Consider the following 20,444-nt stretch of genomic DNA (forward strand, 5'->3'; position numbering starts at 1 on the left):
CAAAGAAAGGTAATGTAGGCAAGGATCCTGAAGCGTACCTTCGCCTATCATGAAGACCCTTACAGTCAAAGACCTATTCACCAACCCCACCTGGCAGGGCTTCGCCCTGCTTGATGTCCGGTCACCCGGTGAATATGAGGAAGCCTGCCTGCCCGGTGCGCTGAACCTGCCGCTGTTTTCTAACGAGGAGCGGGCGAGGGTAGGGACGCTGTATAAACAAGATTCCCCCGATGCTGCGCTATTGGAAGGACTTGATATTGCGGGAGGTAAAATGCGGAAATTGGTGGAAACTGCCCGGAAGTTGGCACCGGGGAATAAGGTAGTGGTCCACTGCTGGCGCGGCGGACAGCGCAGCGGTAGCGTGGCGTGGTTGCTGGAGCGGGCAGGCTTCGAAGTCGGCCAGTTAACGGGAGGCTATAAAGCGACGCGTAAGTACATTCGTCAGTACCTGAGCGAGCCACGACATCAGTTCAAAGTGTTGAGTGCGCCGACGGGATCAGGGAAAACGCCGGTCTTGCTTGCCATGCGGGAGCAGGGCGCCAACGTCATTGATCTGGAGGGGTTGGCAAACCACAAAGGTTCCGCCTTTGGCGGACTGGGTGAAGGCCCTCAACCGTCCTCCGAGGCCTTTGAAAACAGGCTCTTTGCTGCGCTCCGCAGCATCCCCGAAGGGGAGGTGGTATGGCTGGAAGACGAAAGCAGAATGATCGGCCACGTTTATATGTCGGATGAGTTCTATTCCCGGCTGGTCGGATCGCCCATCGTTATTCTGGAACAGCCGATGGAATGGCGGATCAGGCACCTGGTGGATAATTACGCGAGTTACCCGAAGGAAGAACTGATCGCTGCCTTTACCCGGATCAAAAAACGGCTGGGCGGGCAACACCTGAAGGCCGCGATCGAAGCACTGGCCGCAGATGATTTTGCTGCCGCTGCGCGCATCGCCCTTGTTTACTATGATAAGGCTTACAGGCACTATGGCGAACGACGGAATGCCCAGGTGCTTTGTCGGGTTCGGACGGTTAGTGCTGAGGTGGGGGAGATTGCGGGGCAGATTTTGGCGGAGGTCGATGGCCTCGATTTGTAATTGCCTTCTTCCCAACGGCGGAATTGAACTGGTTGGTGAGTATAAGCCACCGAACGATAATGACCCCATTGGTCTGATCGTCCGGCTTAGTGCATCGGGGGAGTTGGTACAAACTTTTGGGTTTCAGGATTCGCATCCGCGTAGAGGCGAAATCCCTGCTTCCGCCGCCGTAAATGGCGGCCGGGTTTACGTAGGCATGGGAGACATCGAAGCAATGAACGGCCTGAATGGCGTATTCCAGGTATTTAAAATTGATGATGCTGGTGAATTAGTCTGGTCGTGGGGCAGCTTCCAGAAAGTTGCGGTAAGCGGGCTTGATTCAAGGAACGTTAAAATTCTTGAAGATGCCGACAATAACATCTGGATCCTTGGCGTGACCGGACATTTTACTGAAAGCAGATTAGTAACCCGCTTACTGAAGTTGACCCCAAATGGAGGCATTCTGTTTTCCCGGGAATACCTCGCGGACGGAGCGTTTTCCTCAAATGCTGTAAGCATGGTATTAAATGATAACGGGGGAGCTACCTTGTTACTCAATATTCTCCCGGAGCAGGGAGGGCTTCGCCAAAACGGTTTTATTCACCTCGATGCCAACGGGAACGTCCTGGAAGCTTTTCAGTCTACCAATCAACTCGGATCGCGTTACTCAGATTTCAGGAAGAGTACGGAGCAGCCGGGGTTTATGCTAACCGGCTTCGAAGCGAGTTGCACGGACAGCAGCCTGGGAGTGACCACTGTAGCCCGAGTCGATGAAGATTTTACGTTCGGAGGAGCTAACTGCGATAACTTCGCTCCCTTATCCGTGATCAGGAATAACGTTGGTGAGCGTCGTCTGGAAGATGGCGTTCTGATCGACCTTGAGATCGAGACGGTCCCGGGCGGAGCATTGATGCCAGCTCCCTGGACGGCGCTCGACCTTACCTGTCCCGTACTCACCCAAACGACCTACCGCTGGTCGACCGGCGGGACGACGCCGGAAATTACACCACTTTCTAACTGGTATGCTCCAAACTAGAGACAGCGATACTCCCCATAATTCAAGCAAACTCCACCAAAAAAACATGCGCTGGCCACTGACCCGGATCAATATCAACGTAGTTAGCATCACCTCCCCACCAGTACTGCTTGCCCGTTAAGAGATCAGTAACCCGAAAGCCATTATGGCCCAAGAGGTCATGCGGTACGCCAACGTGGCCACCTTGCCGGCTGTGCTGATCGAAGTTGACGATGGTCCAGATGAAATTGGTTTTGGCATCGTCCCACTTTACGTAGCTGAGCAGGTTGCCGTTGTCGCAGGACGTAAAGCGAATGTTGTTTGTCTGTTGCAAGGCCGGATTATTCTTACGCGCACGGTTGATAAGCGTGTAGGCGTCCGTGATCCGGTTGCGGTAGCTCCAGTCGTAATGGCGAACCATGTACTTCTCGGAGTCGTAGTACTCTTCCTTGCCGTTAGTGTTTCCACGGTTTTCCGTCAGCTCATAGCTCGGCCCGTACAGGCCGTAAGAACTGGACAGGGTAGCGGCCAGCAATAACCTTTTGACGAATTGATTGGAGTTGGCTCCCATCATCTCGAAGGCCAGAATGTCGGGCGTATTGGGCCAGAAGTTTGGCTGCATGATGTCCGCCAGCTCAGTTGTCGTGAGCTCAATCAGGTACTCCTTCATTTCCTTCGGGGTCGTCCGCCAGGTGAAGTAAGTATAGCTCTGCTGAAAGCCCCGTTTGGCCAGTTCTCCCATAATCGCAGGCCGAGTGAAGGCTTCGGCGAGGAAGATAATATCGGGGTATTCTTTGTTCGTTTCCTCGATGATGAATTCCCAGAAACGGTAGGGCTTGGTGTGGGGGTTGTCTACCCTAAAGATGGTCACTCCCGCTTTACACCAGTACAATACAACACTGAGTAGTTCTTTCCAGAGAGCTTTATGGTCTTCCGTCTCGAAGTTAATCGGCACTATGTCCTGGTACTTCTTTGGTGGGTTCTCTGCGTACATGATCGTACCGTCTGGCCGCCACGTGAACCAGGATGGGTGCTCTTTGACGTACGGGTGATCGGGTGCGCACTGGAAGGCGAGGTCAAGGGCCACGTCGATGTCGTATTCCTTTTTAGCTTTTTTGATCAGTGCTTTGTAGTCACTGATGTTACCAAGCTCCGGCAGGATGGCTTTATGTCCTCCTTCAGACGAACCAATTGCCCATGGGCTTCCCGGTTCGCCCTCCATGGCGTTGGTGGCGTTGTTCCGGCCTTTGCGGTTCTTGCGGCCTACGGGATGAACGGGGGGCATGTACAGCACGTCAAAGCCCAATTCATCAATGCGGGGCAACAACGCTGCTACATCTTTAAAGGTGCCGGAGCGGCTGACATCGGGAGAAGCAGAGCGGGGAAAAAGTTCGTACCAGCTGCTGAAGCGCTCCCTCAGGCGACCAACCTTTACGCGCAGATTGTGATCGTAAGTTGTTTCGTGGCGCCGGAGCGGGTAATCGTTAATGACCTTACCGAATACTGGTCCAAGGACAAAAGCCACCGCTTTCGCTTCATCTTTTTGCCCAAATTCCTTGATAGCAGCATTCAACTCCTTAAGGCCTGCGCCTTTCAGTTTGGCGGCAACCTGGTTCAGCAGGTTAGCGCCGATTTTAAGTTCTACACCCATTTCCTGACCATCGGCCTGCTTCTTTTTGAAGCCTCTGTACCAGGTTAGCAGGTGGTCTACCCACGAAACTATCCGGTATTGGTAGATGGCTTGCTCGGTAACCTTGAAGGAGGCGGTCCAAACATCGTTGCCTGCTTCCAACATTTCAACCGAGGTCCACTTACGCGCTTTGCTGGTTTTGTACTCCAGCACGGCCCGGAGATAATCGTGCGAGTCTCCGAAGATGTCTGCAGACACGTTTACGGATTCCCCTACGACCCTTTGGATCATAAATCTTCCACGGTTTATTTGCGGTTTGACGTTGTCAATGACGGAGCGATTCTGCATAAAGGTTGGCTGGCTTTTGGAAGTGCAATGTTAGGCAAAAAGATATAAAGCGATAAGGTAATGAATGTTCGCAGATTGTAAAGGTTTTTAGATTTGGGTGTTTTGGGGCGGGGACGCGGGTGCTGGGTAAAGAGATGAAGGAGCAAGGTGAGGGCTCCGATCAGTGGCTGAGCCCGTCGTTGCTACCAGGAATTTTATCTCAGTTCAGCTCAAGTCATGACGAAACCTTATAGTTGATCACTGACGGTAGTCTTTGTAGTCTGAAGATGCTGATGTAAAAGTAGGACGTAGCCAATACCACATTAGTAAGGTGAAACATCGTACGAAGCAACTTTTGATGAATTGAGCAGGAAGTTATGGCACAACTTAAAAGGTCAAAAATGAAAAAGATAGTCGCGGAAATCTTTCAGGCTAAACTGAAGGAGACCACATTGGCCATTTCTGAAATAAAGGGCTACGGAACCGTGAACAGCGTTTTCGACGTTGCTTGTCGGGACGAGAGTTACGTAATCAGGTTAAACAAAGAGGAAGGCAAGGGCCTGGAGTTTATAAAAGAAGAATGGTGCAATAATTAAGCTAGACGGGTTGGAGTTCCGTCTCCGGGTAGTAGCAATCATGCTGCGTGGGTTTCAGCAGCCTTTTATGAAAAAAGCGATCGACATGTCTAAGATTAATTGGCTTTGTACTTACCTTTTCTGATCTTGCAGCGTCTTCCTGATAAGTTGAATTGTTTAATCAGACAGGATTGCACTATGAAAATTTACCTAATACCAGGATTGGGCTACGATCACAGGATTTTTGAAGGATTGCCCCTCGCCGATTACGAGGTGGAGTGCCTGAATTGGTTAGAGCCACGTAAGCACGAGGTGATAAGCGACTACTCCCTGAGACTCTTTGATGGCGTACCTGCTGATGAAGACATTGTCCTTATTGGTCATTCCATTGGCGGAGTCATCGCCCAGGAGATTGCGGCGAAGCGAAAGATCAGGAAGGTCATCCTGATTTCAAGTGTGCAGTCGAGGGGGGAAATTCCTGGATCTTTTAGATTGGTAAAGCCCTTAGGTCTGTATCGTCTTATGACGAAAGAGCTAACCATTAAAACGGTTAAATACTGGGGGGGAAGCAACGGATTGGTAAGTGATGCGGATAAGGACCTGTTTAAAAGCATGATCAGCGGGTACTCGAATAGCTATCTCCAGTGGGCTTTGAAAGAATTATCTGGCTGGCAGTCGGCCGGAGGGCCTTCAATAACCAGCATCTTCCGCATACATGGAACGGAGGACAAAACCTTTCCCATTATTGGGTTGATTGCACCACCAGATGTGGTTATTGAAGGTGGTTCGCACTTTATGGTTCATGCGGAGGCGGAGCAGGTTGGTAAGGCCGTTATTGAGGCGCTGAGAGTTGACTAGAGGTTGAGTTTAAGTGGGTCTTTTTCCTCAGTTTTAAAGAGTTACTGCTTACCCTGCTCTTCAAAACCTGCTGCTTTGCACCCGCGTCCCCGCCCGAAAAAAGGATCATCCCACCATCCGTCGCATAACCCCCACCGGAAACTGACGCCGCCACAACTCATGGTACTTTCCGTTCAGTTGCAATAGTTCCGCGTGATCGCCCTGCTCGAGAATGCGGCCTTCTTCCATTACGATGATCTGGTCGGCTTCCAGCACCGTACTGAGGCGGTGGGCGATCAATAAAATCGTTTTTCCTTCCGATCTCATCCGGTTCATCACCTGCAGAACGTAAGCTTCACTCACGGAGTCCAGAGAGGCCGTCGCCTCGTCAAGCAACAGGATTTGCGGATCCCGATAGACGGCCCGCGCCAGGGCGATCCGTTGCCGCTGCCCGCCGCTGAGGTTGACGCCGTTTTCACCAACGTAGGTATGGAAACCCTCGGGCAACCGCTCTATGAAGGACAATAATCCAAGTTCCCGACAAAGGTCAAGCACCTTCTTCATGTCCATTTTCTTAGTGCCAACGGTGATGTTTTCTAACAAGGAGCCGGCAAAAAGATCGACTTGCTGCGGCACGACCCCGATGTGTTTACGTAAGCTGTCGGTATCGATGTATTCCAGGTCAAGGTCGCCAAGGGTAACCCGTCCGCCATTCAAAGGGTAGAGTTTTTGGACCAACGAGGCCACGGTCGATTTGCCCGAACCGCTCTCTCCCACGATACCATTGATGGTTCCCGCTTTAAGGGTCAGGTCAAGCGCAGAAAATACTTCCCGGCCAGCGCCGTAGGAAAAATTAACCCCCTGGAAATGTAAATCACCGATCAGTTCAGGTGTTAAGGTCACGGTCGCTTTTTGCCCTTTCTCTGGCAGTAAGTCTACGATTTCAAACAACCGATCAGCCGCAATGATGGCGTTTTGGATCTTCTTGTTCATTCCTATCAGGTTCCTGGCCGGACCGGTGAAGTAGCCAATAAGCGCGTAGAAGCCCAATAATTCCCCCGGACTGATGGCACCACCGATGACAAAGGATGAGCCGGCCCAAAGCAAAATAATGGTAAAGAATCGTCCGATCGTTTCGGCGGTGGTGCCAGAGAATACAGCGTTAAGGCCAGACCGATATCCGGCATCCAGCAGATTGATGACACGGCTCTCCGTTTCGATGTTGGCATGTTCTTCGAGGCGCAGTTGTTTTATCGTCCGAATAGCGTTGATGCTCTCCACCAGCTGGTTTTCAAGCTCCGCAGCACGTTCCATAAGCACTCTTTCCCGGCGGCGGTTCAGCCGGTTGGTCAGGTAGTAGGTACAGGTATACAGCGGGATTACGATTAACATTATCAGTGCCAGTTTCCAGTAATAGGTGAACATGAGGCAGAACGAGAAAATAATGATGAAGACGTTGACCAGTAGGTTAATGACTACGTCGTTGATAAAAGCCCTGATTTTTACGGCGTCGTTGATTCGGGAAATAATCTCACCAGTCCGCATGGTATCGAAAAAACGCTGTGGCAACCGTAGCAAATGCTGGTAGTACCCAAGGATCAGTTTTGCATCGATCAACTGTCCCGTACGCAGGACCATGAGAGATTTCATGGTGCCAAGAAAAACGGAGAGCGCAAGCAAAATCAGCATGCCAATGCTTAGCAGGTTAAGCAATGCCGTATTACCGCTGAGGAGGACAAAATCGGTAATTTTTTGGAGGTAAATGGCGGTAGACAATCCAAGAACAGTATAGATCAATGTGCCAATCAGCGCCTGCACCAAAATACTTCGATGCGGGGCCAGTAGTTGCGTGAAGCGTTGCCGGATACTGGTGCGCTTTTCGCCGGGAACAAAGACTTCACCTGGTGCAATTAAGAGCAGAACGCCCGACCATTCTTCAAGGAAAGCTGAAATACGCCGTTTCTCCATTCTTCCCGTGGCCGGGTCCATCAGTTTTACGTATCGATGGCCGATTCGGTAGACCACTACAAAGTGATGGCTGCGTTCATTAATCACGAGATGGGCGATGGCGGGAAGGGAGACCGTGTAGAGTGCCTCTGCGTCCGCACGTACCCCCCGGGCGGTAAATCCGTTCTTCGTTGCGGCGTTGACAAGACCCAGCAGATTAGTTCCTTTAGCACTGGTGTCCGCCTGTTGGCGAACACGGGCGATCGGTATACCAAGGCGATAATGTGCGGCGATGGAGGCCAGGCAGGCTGCGCCACAATCGGTACGATCGTGCTGCTTGATGGTCTTTTTCATAAGTTGGAAATTGTGGGGGGCGGAAGCCAGTCCTCCAGTCTGTCACGAAGCAGTTGTGCGAGAGTTCTGCGGGCCAGGGTGAAATGCGCGGTGGCGGTCATTCCCTTACTAAGCTCGCCGCGGTGGCCACTTGGTAGCAGGAGCTGCTGGTCAAGCAGCGTACACTTCACCAGAAATGTAAGTCGGCCATTCGCATCGGTGATTACGTCTTGCCCGATTTCCCTGACCTGGGCGCGGACCAGCCCCCAGCGGGTGTGCGTGAAAGCGTCCATACGCATGGTGACGGGAATGCCTTCCCGGATCAGACCGATGTCCTGGGGCGATACGCTGATCGCTACTTCCAGTGCTCCGGTTGGAGAGATTTTTACAATTTCTTGTGCTGGCCCAACGAAGGAACCAGGGAGCAGGCCGACGGTTTGCATCAGGTGGCCTGCCGTTGGTGCGGTGATGACGAGGTGGCGCGAACGCTGGTGCAGGGAATTGTTTTTGAGACGCAGGGTACGCAGTTCACGTTCGTTGCGCGTAAGCTCCTGGGTCCATAGGTGACGCCGACGTTCCTTTAGCTGGGTCTGTTCGTTAACCGCCAGTTCATGGTCGAAACGGTACCGTTCTATCTCCATTTTGGCGATGGTTCCCGTGGTAAAAAGCGATTCCTGCCGGTCAAGCTGTTTGCGTGCATGCGTAACCTTCAATTCAGCCTGATCCCATTGGTGACGAAAGTCCTGATAGTCCCTTTGGTAAAGTGCAGTTTGTAGTTTAGGGTACACGTTGGCAGAAAGGGCGGTGATGAGTTGCTTCAGGTCCGCTATGGTGGACTGATGTTCCTGGATCCCATCGCTGAGGTGTTTTGTTTCAGCGGTAAGTTCTGAAGCGTCGAGAATCAGCAGGGTATCGCCTGCTTCGACTTCAAGGTTGTCCCGAAGGTGGGCGAAAAGGACCCTGCCTTCGGTGGGGGAGAGGATGCTGACCGGCCGCTGGGCGGTTTGAAGGATGGCCCTTCCTTCACTTCCTACGTCAATACTGATGAAAGGTAAGGCAACGGAGATAAGCAGTAATACCGCAATCATGGTGAGGTAAACGGGGTAGCCACGGCGGTAATGACGAGAATACAGCCCTTCTATGGTCTGGGTTGGATTGCGGGATGGGAAGGAGGTGTTAGGCACGTGGCTTTCGCTTTTCCATACGGGAATTCGTACCTCGCAAATATGAGGGAAGATCGATACCGATGAAAAGACGTTTATCGTTGATTCGTTCTGAAGAATTAGGGCGTAATGCTGCGGAGATGCCTTATAAGTTCTTGCTATACAGTTGTTTATTTGGCAGCCTTCCCTTGCTCATTATCCGTTCCTTGCACCTGCGGCCGCGCCTTATTAGTTCAAAGTTTAGTAATTTCATGGTCGATAACGGTCATGTTAAACGGGACTATAGACTATGAACTACTGAACTATGCTCTAACCTTCCTACCACTTCCTCCGTTCCAAACTCAGCACTGTCAACAACAAGAAAAACCCAGTCAGGCTAACAAAGTAGATCACGTCACGGCTGTCAATCAGCCCACGGCCCAATGACCGGAAATGAGACTGCATGCCCAGCGACTGGATAAACCCCGCTGAGTACTCGAACATCGGCAAACCACTCATAAGTTCGAAGCCGAAGTAACACCAAAATGAAAGGGCGAGGGCCAATAGGAACCCTACAATCTGGTTACTGGTTAAAGAACTGGCAAATAAGCCAATGGCGACAAAGGCCATGGACAAAAACACTAAGCCCAGGTAAGAACCCATTGTTCCTCCGGCATCAATATTTCCGACCGGCGCACCCAGCTGGTATACCGTGTAGTAATACAATAGGGTAGGGAGGAGGGCAATAAGGACCAGTAGCAGACAGGCAAAAAATTTCCCTAATACAATCTCAATGTCTCGCAATGGTCGGGTAACCAATAACTCGATGGCTCCGGTCTGATTCTCTTCCGCAAAAGCGCGCATGCAAATGGCGGGAATGATGAACGTCAGGATGTTGGGGACGAGGACAAAAAAAGGGCCGAGGCTGGCGTACCCAAAATCAAGCAGGCTGGTGTCCGGAAAAACAAACATGAACAGCCCGGTCACCAATAGAAACACCGCAATAACGATATAACCGATAAGGCTGCTGAAAAAGGCATTGATTTCTTTCGTGAAAATAGCTAGCATGGAAGAGGTTACAGGTTACAGGTTGTAAGTTGCAGGTTGCAGGTTGCAGGTTGCAGGTTGTAAGTTGCAGGTTGCAGGTGTTGCAGGAGTTGCAGGTGTTGCAGGGTTCGCTTCGCTCACGTTGCAAGGGTTGCAAGGGTTGCAAGTTGAGCATTTCCTGCAACTCCTGCAACTCCTGCAACAGGAGCGAAGCGACCCTGCAACTCCTGCAACAGGAGCGAAGCGACCCTGTAACCCCTGCAACAGGAGCGAAGCGACCCTGCAACGGGAGCGAAGCGACCCTGCAACAGGAGCGAAGCGACCCTGCAACAGGAGCGAAGCGACCCTGCAACAGGAGCGAAGCGACCCTGCAACCCCTGCAACGGGAGCGAAGCGACCCTGCAACCCTGCAACAGGAGCGAAGCGACCCTGCAACAAGAGCGAAGCTCACTTGATCGGCAAAGTTAAAGGATGTCGGTCGTCATATAGTTTAAGTGCTCTAAGCATCATTGCTGCTTCTTTGGGGTTTACATCGATCAGCGCCCGGGCAATTTCCTGATCATCGGAACAAAGGCGGACCAGGTTTTGGTGGGTGAAAGGCATCAGGGCGCCGGTGCGCAGGTGCAATATTTTGGTAAGGGAGATGGTTTTTTCCCGCTCTACGTAGGCTTGCCGGAAGGGTTGGCCGTTGATCGGGTTAAAGGCCTGCATCAGTTGCCGATTTACCACGGTCGTATCATACTGCAAAACGCTGAGCAGACCCTTTACACGAAAACCGGCGAATTCGTGAAACTTGCGCTGTTCGTTTTTGCGAATAAATAGGTATGGTTCCCCTTCCAGGCTGATGGCGTAGGGGATGATCTCTTGATTAATTCTTTCGTCTTTGTAGCCATATCCGGCAATCTGGACCCGGAAATCTTCGGGCAACTGGACCATTTCTCCATCAATAGATTCCCACTCCAGGTCGGGCTGGTTGGCGAGTAAGGAGGCATGGCTGAGGTAAACCCCTTCGGGAAAGCTGTAATCAGAGTTGAAGGTGGCCTGACCAACAACGGTGGTAGTAATCGTGAAGAAGGTGGAAAGAAGTAAGAGTTTTACCATCGGGGTAATTTGCAAATGTTGTTTGGAATAAGCAGGTCTGGGACTTAATACACGGCATCGTTTGGGAACGGCCTATTTCTCCGATGTCGTTAGTGCTCTGAAGACTTCCTCTACACTCAGGTCTTCCCGTTGTAAGCCCAGGAGTACCAGGTTATTGTCTACGGCAAACCGAAAGACTTCGGCGCGTGCGTCTGCTTTACCGGCAAGGTAAAGACGGTAGTGCGGGGCTTTGGGGTTGGCTACTGCACGGGAAACCCCCTTTATTTGGGCGAGTTTATTTGTATCGACCTGACGATCGAAGGTGACAATCAGGGAGGAGTCGCCCGCTAACCTGCGCTGTAAGCGGCTAATTGGGTCGTCGGCCACTAATTTGCCTCGGTCAATGATGATCACCCGGTCACAAAGCGCCTGCACCTCCTGCATGATGTGGGTGCTGAAGATAACCGTCTTTTCCTTACCCAGTGTCTTGATCAATGTTCGGATTTCAGCCAACTGATTAGGGTCCAGACCGCTGGTCGGTTCGTCCAGGATCAGCACCTGCGGATCATGAAGCATTGCCTGGGCAAGCCCCACACGCTGTCGGTATCCTTTAGAGAGCGCGCCAATTTGTTTATGACTTTCCCTGCCTAACCCCGTCATCTCGATCAACTCTTCAATGCGGGCTTTTGCTCCACTAAGCTTGTTTGCTTTGGCAGCAAAAGACAGGTACTCCCGCACGTACATGTCTTTGTATAAAGGGTTGTGTTCGGGGAGATAGCCTACTAGCCGGCGCACGGCCAGGCTGTCTGTTTCAACGTCGTGACCACAGACCTCGGCGGTACCCGATGATTGGCTCAGGTAACAGGTCAGTATCTTCATCGTCGTGGTCTTACCAGCCCCGTTAGGACCTAAGAACCCAAGAATCTGCCCGGCAGAAGCTTCAAAGCTGATGCTGTCCAGCGCTCGTTGATCGCCGTATATTTTGGTTAATTCCTTTACGCTTACTGACAAAGTAGGGATAGATTGTGATGGTGAGCCAAAAAAAGAACAGCTCAAAGCCAGGAAATATTTTCCTGGGGCAAATGTAAGACTTGTTAGGAAACCTGTTCCGCTACAAATACTTTAGATGGGGCCAGGATTGAAAATGCCAAAGCGGCACTTTCCCTTGGGAAAGCACCGCTTTGGATTGTGGTCAATTGACCATCTGATTTCACCTCAGGTTACCGGGGAAGAATCACGGTGTCAATACCGTGAATAACGCCATTACTGGCCTTTACGTCGGTCATGATTACGGTAGAACGGTTACCATTCGGGTCAATGATCTGGACTTTGCCATCTTTGATGGTGGCAACAATGGTTTGCTTGCCTAAAGTCTGCATCAGGTAGTAGTTCTTGTTGGCCTTAATGGCCGCTACCAGATCTCCGGAAGAAATCACCGCTGGTATGACATGGTAGGCCAGGATGGCTTGCAGTTGATCTTTCGCAGTAGTGGTCAGTGTCTCCACGGTACCGTCTGGAAGCTTATTGAAAGCGTCATTTGTTGGGGCAAATACTGTGTATTCCCCGGCGGCATCAAAGGTTTCTACCAAGCCAGCAGCTCCTAGTGCTGCAGTCAGGGTGGAGAAATTTTCGTTACCAGAAGCGATTGCGGCGATGCTTGGCCCCATGTCTGCGGCGCGGTCAGCACCTTTCTTAGTCATGGTCATGGCTGTGCCCTTAAGCAGCATCCCCGGATCAACATCAGCGGGTAGCATAACACGATCGATAACGTGGATGACACCATTGGAGCCTGAGAGGTCAGTCGCCGTCACATTGGTAACGTTGCCTTTGCCGTCTTTGATCTTCACCTTACCCATGTCCAGCATGACATTGAAATTACTGCCAGCAACGGTCTTGGCACTCAAAGTACCATTACCGCTTTTGATACCAGCTACTACGTCAGCAGCTTTCAGGTTTCCGGATACCACGTGATAGGTTAGGATTTTTTGTAGCGTAGCCTTGTTTTCGGGCTTTACCAACGCTGCTACCAAACCTTCAGGCAAGGCTGCAAAAGCTTCATTGGTTGGCGCGAAGACGGTAAAGGGACCTTTTCCAGATAATGTTTCAGCCAATCCAGCTGCCTTGATGGCGGTGACCAGGGTGGAGAAATTTTCGTTACCGGCAGCGATTCCTACAATGGTTTGCATGGCAGGTGCCTTTGCGGTGCCCTTCAGAAGCATACCCGGATCAACGTCCGCAGGCAGCATAACCTGATCGATAACGTGGATGACACCGTTAGAGCCTGAGAGGTCGGTCGCCGTAACGTTGGTTACGTTGCCCTTACCGTCTTTGATCTTAACTTTACCCATGTCCAACATAACATTAAAGTCACTACCGGCGACGGTTGAGGCCTTCAATGTACCATTACCACTTTTGATACCAGCTACTACGTCCGCAGCTTTCAAGTTTCCGGAGACAACGTGGTAAGTGAGGATCTTTTGTAACGTAGCCTTGTTTTCCGGCTTGACCAATTCTGACACTAAGCCTTCAGGCAGGGCAGCAAAAGCAGCGTTGGTTGGGGCGAAAACGGTAAAGGGACCTTCACCAGATAATGTTTCAGCCAATCCAGCTGCCTTGATGGCGGTGACCAGGGTAGAAAAATCATCGTTGCCTGCGGCAATTTCGACGATGGTTTTGTTGCCCATTGATTGTGCCGCGCTGGTAGCAGGCATAAAGAGAGCAAAGCTTGCTAAGGCAAGCAGGGAGAAAATAAAGCGTTTCATATTAATTTTATTGGTTTACTAATGCACGTCAACGTAAGATTGACACAGAGGGAATTATGCCTCTGTTCGTTACAACGGAGCGAAGTAAATCTTGTTCAAAATTAAACGTACTTCGTCTAAAACCAAAGATGGGTAAATGAAAAAAGGAGGAACCGGTCGCTCGATTCCTCCTCTAACGCTATTGTTAATGTGAACAGCTAAAAAAGATCTTTACTGACACCAGAAACAAATCTGAGGTCAACAGACAAAGTCAGGTGACTTTCATCTGGTAGAAATAAATTCTACGTGGGTTGTTAGTTCTGGGGGGAATGGAATAGTTCTGAGTACTCTCAAGGAGAGTACGGGCAATTCCACTTGTGTTTTGTTGTTGTTCAGGTTGTAATTTTCAAAGAGTACTTAAAACATAAAAACGCTTGATAATGCAAAAATATGGAGATAAACCCGTTAATCCTAGGACTTTACCTACGAATGTTGGTTTAGACCAGTTTCTTTAACTTATAGTATTATTTCTCAATTGGCGAAAGTTCTTGCTTGCAAGGCTTCTTTCACTTCATTGTTTCTTCTCAAAAGGGTCTCGATGAGTTCTGTACCGCCAACCGGTTTATCAGGTGCCGGCCAGATTCCAAAAGCCGCTTGGAGGGACTAAGGTTTAAGGGGGAGGAGTAAAGCCCTGAGGAATTGTTACCTTAATGTAGGGTGGGTTCCGGCTGCATGACGCATATTTGCCCCTTCTGGAATTCCGACTGCCTCGATGGCCTGCACTGCGCATGAGTTATCTATACTGGTTGGACCTATGCTCACTCAAACCGCAAAAACAGCAGCTATGCTTCCCACTATTGATCCTACAACTACCCTGGCCTGGAAAGAACTGGAAATGCACGCGCATGAAATGGAAGGGCGACACATGAAGGACTTGTTTGCTCAGGACCCTGATCGCTTTGGAAATTTTAGTCAGACGTTGGAAGACCTGCTGATTGACTATTCCAAAAACATCATTACCCAGGAAACCCTGGATATGTTGTACCGGCTAGCCGAAGACTGCGGCGTTAAAGAAGCTACTGAGCAAATGTTTGGCGGAGCCGTCATTAATGGAACGGAAGGTCGGGCAGTACTGCACGTCGCGCTGCGAAACCGGGGTAAAGGGGAAATCATCGTTGACGGAGTTGATGTCATGCCCGAAGTGCGGGAAGTACTCCGCCGGATGAAGTCTTTTTGCGAAAAGGTACATGCTGGTAGCCATCTAGGGTACACCGGCAAGCCTTTAACACAAGTCGTAAATATTGGTATTGGCGGTTCCGATCTCGGCCCTGTTATGGTCACCGAGGCCCTGAAGCCATACTGGATCGAAGGCCGTGAGGTTCACTTCGTCAGCAACATCGACGGTACGCACCTCGCTGAGGTGCTGAAAAAAGTTGACCCGGAAACAACGCTTTTCCTGGTAGCTTCTAAAACTTTTACTACTCAGGAAACCATGACTAATGCACGTAGCGCACGCCAGTGGTTCTATGACAATGGTGGAAGTGAGGCCGACGTAGCAAAGCACTTCGCCGCCTTGAGTACCAACGAGGATGGTGTCAAAGAATTCGGCATCGACGGTGAAAATATTTTCGGTTTTTGGGACTGGGTAGGCGGTCGCTACTCCCTGTCCTCGGCCATTGGCATGAGTATTGCGCTGACGGTGGGCTTCGATAACTTTGCCGGATTACTCGACGGTATGTATGCCATGGACGAGCACTTCCGGCACGCCGAACTGGAAGAAAACCTACCGGTAAAACTAGCCCTGATCGGCGTTTGGTACACCAACTTTTTTGGCGCGGAGACGGAAGCGATTCTGCCCTATGACCAATATTTACACCGTTTTCCCGCTTACTTCCAACAAGGAAACATGGAAAGTAACGGTAAGAGTGTAGACCGAAACGGTAACCCGGTCGACTATGAAACAGGCCCCATTATCTGGGGTGAACCCGGCACCAACGGTCAGCACGCATTCTATCAGTTGATTCACCAGGGTACCCGGCTAATTCCTTGTGATTTTATCGCTCCGGCCGTTTCTCATAACCCGCTTGGCGATCATCATGCCATCCTGCTAAGTAACTTTTTTGCCCAGACGGAAGCGCTCATGAACGGAAAAACTGCGTCCCAGGTTTCTGCCGAACTCAAGGCTGCTGGTAAGTCAGACGCCGAAATTGCCGAATTGGTTCCCTTCAAGGTTTTCGATGGCAACCGGCCAACGAACTCTATCTTGGCTAAGAAAATAACCCCCTACGTGCTGGGCCAGCTGATTGCGATGTACGAACATAAGATTTTTGTGCAGGGTGTCATCTGGAACATTTACAGCTTTGACCAGTGGGGTGTTGAATTGGGTAAGCAATTGGCCAAAGCAATTTTACCGGAGTTGGGCGGCGGTGCGCAGGTGCAAAGTCACGATTCAAGCACAAATGGTTTGATCAATGCCTACAAGGCCTGGCGCTAACGGTTCTTCAGCCTTCCAACGGCTTTTTCAGACAAAATGTAACCTTAGGGCTAATCGCTAATTGCTGTTACCTTTGCCACCATCTCTACCACACTAATAGACCAACAGACTAAAAGACAAATACTATGTCCATCCAACTACTAGCAGGCAAACGTGGCGTCATCTTCGGCGCACTTGACGATCAATCCCTTGCCTGGAAAATTGCCGAAGTCTGCCATCAGATGGGCGCCAAATTTACGCTCACCAACGCCCCGGTTGCGCTGCGTATGGGAGCTCTGCAGGAGCTTGCCGCCGGCATCGACACAGAAGTTATCCCCGCCGACGCAACGAGCATCGAGGATCTGGAAAACCTCTTCGTCAAATCAGAGGAAATCCTGGGCGGAAAGATCGATTTTGTCCTCCACGCTATCGGGATGAGCGTCAACGTGCGCAAAAAGAAGGATTACACCGACCTCAACCACGACTGGATGCAAAAGACCTTCGACATCAGTGCGATCAGCTTCCACAAAATGTGTCAGGTGCTCTATAAAGGTGACCACATGGCCGATTGGGGAAGTATTCTCGGGCTGAGCTACATCGCGGCGCAGCGCGTTTTCCCCGACTACGGGGAGATGGCAGAAAGCAAAGCACTGCTGGAGAGTTTTGCCCGTAGCTTCGGTTATCATTTTGGTGAGAAAAACCACGTCCGGGTGAACACCATCAGCCAGTCGCCTACCATGACTACGGCTGGTAAAGGCATTCCTGGCTTCACCGAATTCTTCGGCTATGGAGACGATATGAGCCCACTCGGCAATGCGCCGGCTGAGGATTGCGCCAACTTCTGCGCCACCCTCTTCAGTGACCTCACCCGCTACGTAACGATGCAGAACCTTTACCATGATGGTGGATTCTCTAATATGGGGATGAACCCTAAGCTGATCAAGTAGTCAGTAACTGAGTCAAAGAGTCAGTGAATTACCGAGTTGCTGCCGCAAGTACCGTTCGTCACCTTTCGGGTGCTTACTTTGAGCATACAAGCGAAGCGAAGTGAGTGGTAACAGCGGCAGCCACTCAGTGACTCATCAACTCAGTGACTCACCCCCGTCGTGTGAACATCCTGTTAAACTCAAGTTTCAGGGCAAGGTGTGCCTGCTGAGCAGGTTATTATTGCTACGCGATGAAGCAGAATACCTCAAGGTCGTTATTGATGCTGTTCTTATTGGTCAGCTTTGGTGGCTTGCTTGCGCAGGATTATTTGCCTGGGGATTTCAAAACGCACCAGGATCACTCAGACTATTTCAAGATTATTAAGCATGCACATCAGGAGTTGCTGCACCTCGAAAGTCCGATTCTGCTTAAGTACGGCTACAAGTCATCAGAGCATCAGGCGTTACGGGACAGTATCCATCAACGTAATGAACTGCTGTTAGCTGGGATGAATAACTACCTGGATACCTACGGCTTTCCCCGCACCTCCGTTAAAGTCCTGGAGCGGCGGCAGGCCGCACAACAAGAACTCATGAAACGGTTGTTGAGCGTTCCTCGTACCGATTCCCTGGCTCGCGACAGCATCCTTCAGGAAGTAAGCAGTGCGTTCCGAAGTGATGTAGTCTCCATTTCGCTGGTGCCCACGGTTATGTTGGTCCTCCAAACAGAGACAAATTTCGACAAGCGTTGTGAAATGATTTCCCTGCTCCGCTTCGAATGGGAAGAAGACAACCTGAGCACGATGTCTATGCTCTCCTACCTTCGGCATACCTACGTGGTTAAACACGGTAAAGAGATGGAAATTGCCACGGGAACTACGGAGCGGGAACGCATTTATATGTATGGGCGGGAGCTTTCTGGGTGTTGGGTCGAGTGAGTTGGCGAGTCACTGAGTTGCTTCCGCAAGTACCGTTCGCCACCCGTCGGGTGCTCACTCACTGGGATAGTGAGTTGGCGAGTCACTGAGTGGCTGCCGCAAGTACTGTTTGCGGCGCTGCGTTTGCTCACTCTGGGCGAACGAGCGCAGCGAAGTGAGTGGAACCAGCGGTAGCTCACTCAGTGACTCACCAACTCATCAACTCACTAGAAAATGGCCATCTGCGACTCATCAGTCTCCACCGTCTGCCGCTTCTTGAGCAGCACATTAGGCAGGTCCATATCAGGAAGTAAACGCTTCACGATGCGGAGCCGATGGGTGTATTTCCCCAATTCGTAATTGAAGATGCCGTAATGGTCGATGGCATCGATCCGAACGCGGTCGTTCACGTGCAGGATTTGGCTATCGGGCAAGAGAAGGCCTACATGCTCAATTTGTCCTTTGCGGTTATCGAAGAATGCCAGGTCAGCGGGCTGTGCCTGGATGACGAAGTCTACCATACGGCCGTGATGGCTCATCGCGTCAGCGGTGCGCGGAAGTTTGATGTTGATCAGGCGGGCAACGAGCTGGATTAGTGCGGCGGGGTCAACGCCAGTGGGTGTACGGCCGCCATGCAGCATCGGGACGTAAAGCCAGCGTCGGGCAAAACGAATGAGGAGTTCCGCCTCTGAGCGTAGATCTTCGGACAGCGCCGCCTGACCGGAATAATGGAATTTCTGACCACCGTGCGTGAGCCGCAGCCCATCGTATTCGGGCAGACGGGCGCCAAAGGTCACGGGTAGTCCCGCAATATCTCCGAGGATGGTCGACCAGAGGTCCAGCGCAAATGCAGGATTGTCGCGCTGTAACCGGTAGGTGCGTTCGTCAGCGGCAATAAGTTGGTCGTTGCGTACGAAACCCTCGAACTCATCGTCGGAGCAGCGAATACGGGAATAGACCTTTCCGGTTTCCACGATGGTGACGGGCTCTCCGAGCAATAGCTGGGAGGTCATTTCAGCTTTTTCTTTGGCCTGGGCCCGAATGGCGGCAGCGGTGAACCGCCCGAGTGCGAAGGAGTTTTGCATGGAAGGCGTAAGATAATTCGCCCGGAGGAATAATCCGGAATTTTAGCGCCAGATGTTAAGGGAATCCAGCTATCTGACGGTTTAACTGCTTTTACTGGAAAACGCACAGCGTTTTTAGTTACTAGGCGGGCAGCGTAAAGCACCTTAACGACCAACCACCCAATAACTCCCCGCAATAATCGTTGATCTTGCGTGCCTTTCCCAGTTTAAGGTGTCTTACTTTTGCGTCCCAAATTACTTGCATGAAGTTTTTCCTGACCCTGTCGTTGTCTGTCTTGTTGTCTGCCATTGGTGTGGCGCAGGATTATCACTTTTCTCAGTTTTTCTCCTCGCCGTTGTCCCTCAATCCCGCGCTGACCGGCTTGTTCCCCGGTAATTACCGCGTGGCCGTCACCAGCCGAAGCCAGTGGGCACAGTCGTTGGAGACCCCATTTTCTACCACGGCGTTTTCTGCTGATTTTAGCTATTTCGTCAATCCGAAAAAGCGCCAATATAAAGATGCCTTTGGCGTCGGCGTCGTTTTTGCCAGCGACCGACTTCCGGAGATCAACTATAGTGTCAACCAGATCATGCTTGGTGGCGCCTTCCATAAGTCACTGGACCCCAAAAACAACCAGACGCTCAGTGTAGGCTTCCAGTACGGCGTGGTGCAGCGTAACGTCAGCTACGACCAATTGTCTTTCGAAGATTCCTTCGACGGAACCTCCACTTACGTCGATGGGCTGACCGGAGAAGAACTTCCGGAAAATAACTACGCCTTTGGCGATTTTCAGCTGGGACTGAACTACGCCTTTGCCCCCCGAAACAAGACCTCGGTATTTGTTGGTGCGGCGATGCACCACGTCAATCAACCCGAGCAGAGTTTCTATTACGAAGCCACCCGTGGCGAAGACATTGAAGTGACCAACACCCTCAACCGCCGCTACAGCGCTTACATTAATTTCGAAATTCCGGTTGGCCGGGATATTTCGCTGAGTCCGCGCGTTTACACCTTTATGCAGGGGCCGCACTCGGTGACGAACGCCGGCTCCAATATTCGTTTTTTGGTTGATGACTCCAACGGATCGGCGCTCCACCTTGGTGCCTATGTTCGGACCGTTGGCAACGAATCTGGCTACGGCGTGGATAGTGCCGTAGGCATGGCGGGGCTGGAAATCAATAATTTTCTGGTGGGCGTTAGCTACGATGTCGGCCTGAATAGCCTGCAAACTAACCGCCGTCACCAGGGTGCTTTTGAATTGAATATTGCTTACCTCGGTAAGTCAAATGACGACGAAGCAGTGCCTTGTCCTAAATTTTAATC

The 20,444-nt window shown here is 51.2% G+C and carries 16 protein-coding genes; 8 read left to right on the plus strand and 8 right to left on the minus strand.

Going from position 1 to position 20,444, the window contains the following annotated elements:
* The first annotated feature begins 49 nt into the window (after positions 1-49).
* The gene (mnmH, locus tag B036_RS29800) at positions 50-1,087 is read left to right on the plus strand and encodes a tRNA 2-selenouridine(34) synthase MnmH (protein ID WP_020569921.1); all 1,038 of its coding nucleotides are present in this window, start codon (positions 50-52) and stop codon (positions 1,085-1,087) included.
* Positions 1,071-2,102: an NHL repeat-containing protein gene (locus tag B036_RS0116935; protein WP_020569922.1), complete on the plus strand. Its 1,032-nt coding sequence runs from the start codon at positions 1,071-1,073 to the stop codon at positions 2,100-2,102. The genes mnmH and B036_RS0116935 overlap by 17 nt, the downstream gene beginning before the upstream one ends.
* A 22-nt stretch (positions 2,103-2,124) precedes the next feature.
* Here B036_RS0116935 and B036_RS0116940 read toward each other — a convergent pair whose 3' ends face one another.
* Positions 2,125-4,059, minus strand: coding sequence for an alpha-1,4-glucan--maltose-1-phosphate maltosyltransferase (locus tag B036_RS0116940; protein WP_020569923.1), 1,935 nt, complete (start codon positions 4,057-4,059; stop codon positions 2,125-2,127).
* 380 nt (positions 4,060-4,439) lie between these two features.
* Between B036_RS0116940 and B036_RS0116945 the strand changes: the two genes are divergently transcribed.
* Both B036_RS0116945 and B036_RS0116950 read left to right on the plus strand, forming a co-directional pair.
* Positions 4,440-4,634, plus strand: coding sequence for a hypothetical protein (locus B036_RS0116945; protein WP_026232069.1), 195 nt, complete (start codon positions 4,440-4,442; stop codon positions 4,632-4,634).
* Positions 4,635-4,811: 177 nt separating this feature from the next.
* Positions 4,812-5,471: an alpha/beta hydrolase gene (locus B036_RS0116950; RefSeq protein WP_020569925.1), complete on the plus strand. Its 660-nt coding sequence runs from the start codon at positions 4,812-4,814 to the stop codon at positions 5,469-5,471.
* A gap of 105 nt (positions 5,472-5,576) precedes the next feature.
* On the opposite strand, the gene B036_RS0116955 is transcribed toward B036_RS0116950, so the two are convergent.
* The 6 genes from B036_RS0116955 to B036_RS29805 form a co-directional block, all read right to left on the minus strand.
* Entirely contained in the window at positions 5,577-7,751 is a 2,175-nt protein-coding gene (locus B036_RS0116955) for a peptidase domain-containing ABC transporter (RefSeq protein WP_020569926.1), read from the minus strand.
* The gene (locus B036_RS0116960) at positions 7,748-8,914 is read right to left on the minus strand and encodes an HlyD family secretion protein (RefSeq protein WP_026232070.1); all 1,167 of its coding nucleotides are present in this window, start codon (positions 8,912-8,914) and stop codon (positions 7,748-7,750) included. The genes B036_RS0116955 and B036_RS0116960 overlap by 4 nt, the downstream gene beginning before the upstream one ends.
* Positions 8,915-9,211: 297 nt before the next feature.
* Positions 9,212-9,940 (minus strand): gliding motility-associated ABC transporter permease subunit GldF, encoded by a 729-nt coding sequence (gldF, locus tag B036_RS0116965; RefSeq protein WP_020569928.1) that lies wholly within the window; start codon positions 9,938-9,940, stop codon positions 9,212-9,214.
* Positions 9,941-10,366: 426 nt separating this feature from the next.
* Positions 10,367-11,020: a hypothetical protein gene (locus B036_RS0116970; RefSeq protein WP_020569929.1), complete on the minus strand. Its 654-nt coding sequence runs from the start codon at positions 11,018-11,020 to the stop codon at positions 10,367-10,369.
* A gap of 72 nt (positions 11,021-11,092) precedes the next feature.
* Positions 11,093-12,010 (minus strand): gliding motility-associated ABC transporter ATP-binding subunit GldA, encoded by a 918-nt coding sequence (gene gldA, locus B036_RS0116975; protein WP_020569930.1) that lies wholly within the window; start codon positions 12,008-12,010, stop codon positions 11,093-11,095.
* Positions 12,011-12,219: 209 nt separating this feature from the next.
* Entirely contained in the window at positions 12,220-13,761 is a 1,542-nt protein-coding gene (locus B036_RS29805) for a fasciclin domain-containing protein (RefSeq protein ID WP_020569931.1), read from the minus strand.
* A gap of 823 nt (positions 13,762-14,584) precedes the next feature.
* Here B036_RS29805 and pgi point away from each other — a divergent pair.
* From pgi to B036_RS0116995, 3 genes are all read left to right on the plus strand, one after another.
* Positions 14,585-16,234, plus strand: coding sequence for a glucose-6-phosphate isomerase (pgi, locus tag B036_RS0116985; RefSeq protein WP_026232071.1), 1,650 nt, complete (start codon positions 14,585-14,587; stop codon positions 16,232-16,234).
* A gap of 125 nt (positions 16,235-16,359) precedes the next feature.
* The gene (locus tag B036_RS0116990; protein ID WP_020569933.1) at positions 16,360-17,160 is read left to right on the plus strand and encodes an enoyl-ACP reductase FabI; all 801 of its coding nucleotides are present in this window, start codon (positions 16,360-16,362) and stop codon (positions 17,158-17,160) included.
* 230 nt (positions 17,161-17,390) lie between these two features.
* Positions 17,391-18,077 carry a hypothetical protein gene (locus B036_RS0116995; RefSeq protein WP_157472194.1) on the plus strand — a complete coding sequence of 229 codons (687 nt, stop codon included), beginning with the start codon at positions 17,391-17,393 and terminating at the stop codon, positions 18,075-18,077.
* Positions 18,078-18,283: 206 nt separating this feature from the next.
* On the opposite strand, the gene B036_RS0117000 is transcribed toward B036_RS0116995, so the two are convergent.
* The gene (locus B036_RS0117000) at positions 18,284-19,141 is read right to left on the minus strand and encodes a C40 family peptidase (RefSeq protein ID WP_020569935.1); all 858 of its coding nucleotides are present in this window, start codon (positions 19,139-19,141) and stop codon (positions 18,284-18,286) included.
* A gap of 242 nt (positions 19,142-19,383) precedes the next feature.
* Here B036_RS0117000 and B036_RS0117005 point away from each other — a divergent pair, with 242 nt between their 5' ends.
* Positions 19,384-20,442, plus strand: a complete 1,059-nt coding sequence (locus tag B036_RS0117005) for a PorP/SprF family type IX secretion system membrane protein (RefSeq protein ID WP_020569936.1) — start codon at positions 19,384-19,386, stop codon at positions 20,440-20,442.
* Positions 20,443-20,444: the final 2 nt, after the last annotated feature.

This window comes from Neolewinella persica DSM 23188 (assembly GCF_000373105.1).
Taxonomy (GTDB): Bacteria; Bacteroidota; Bacteroidia; order Chitinophagales; family Saprospiraceae; genus Neolewinella; species Neolewinella persica.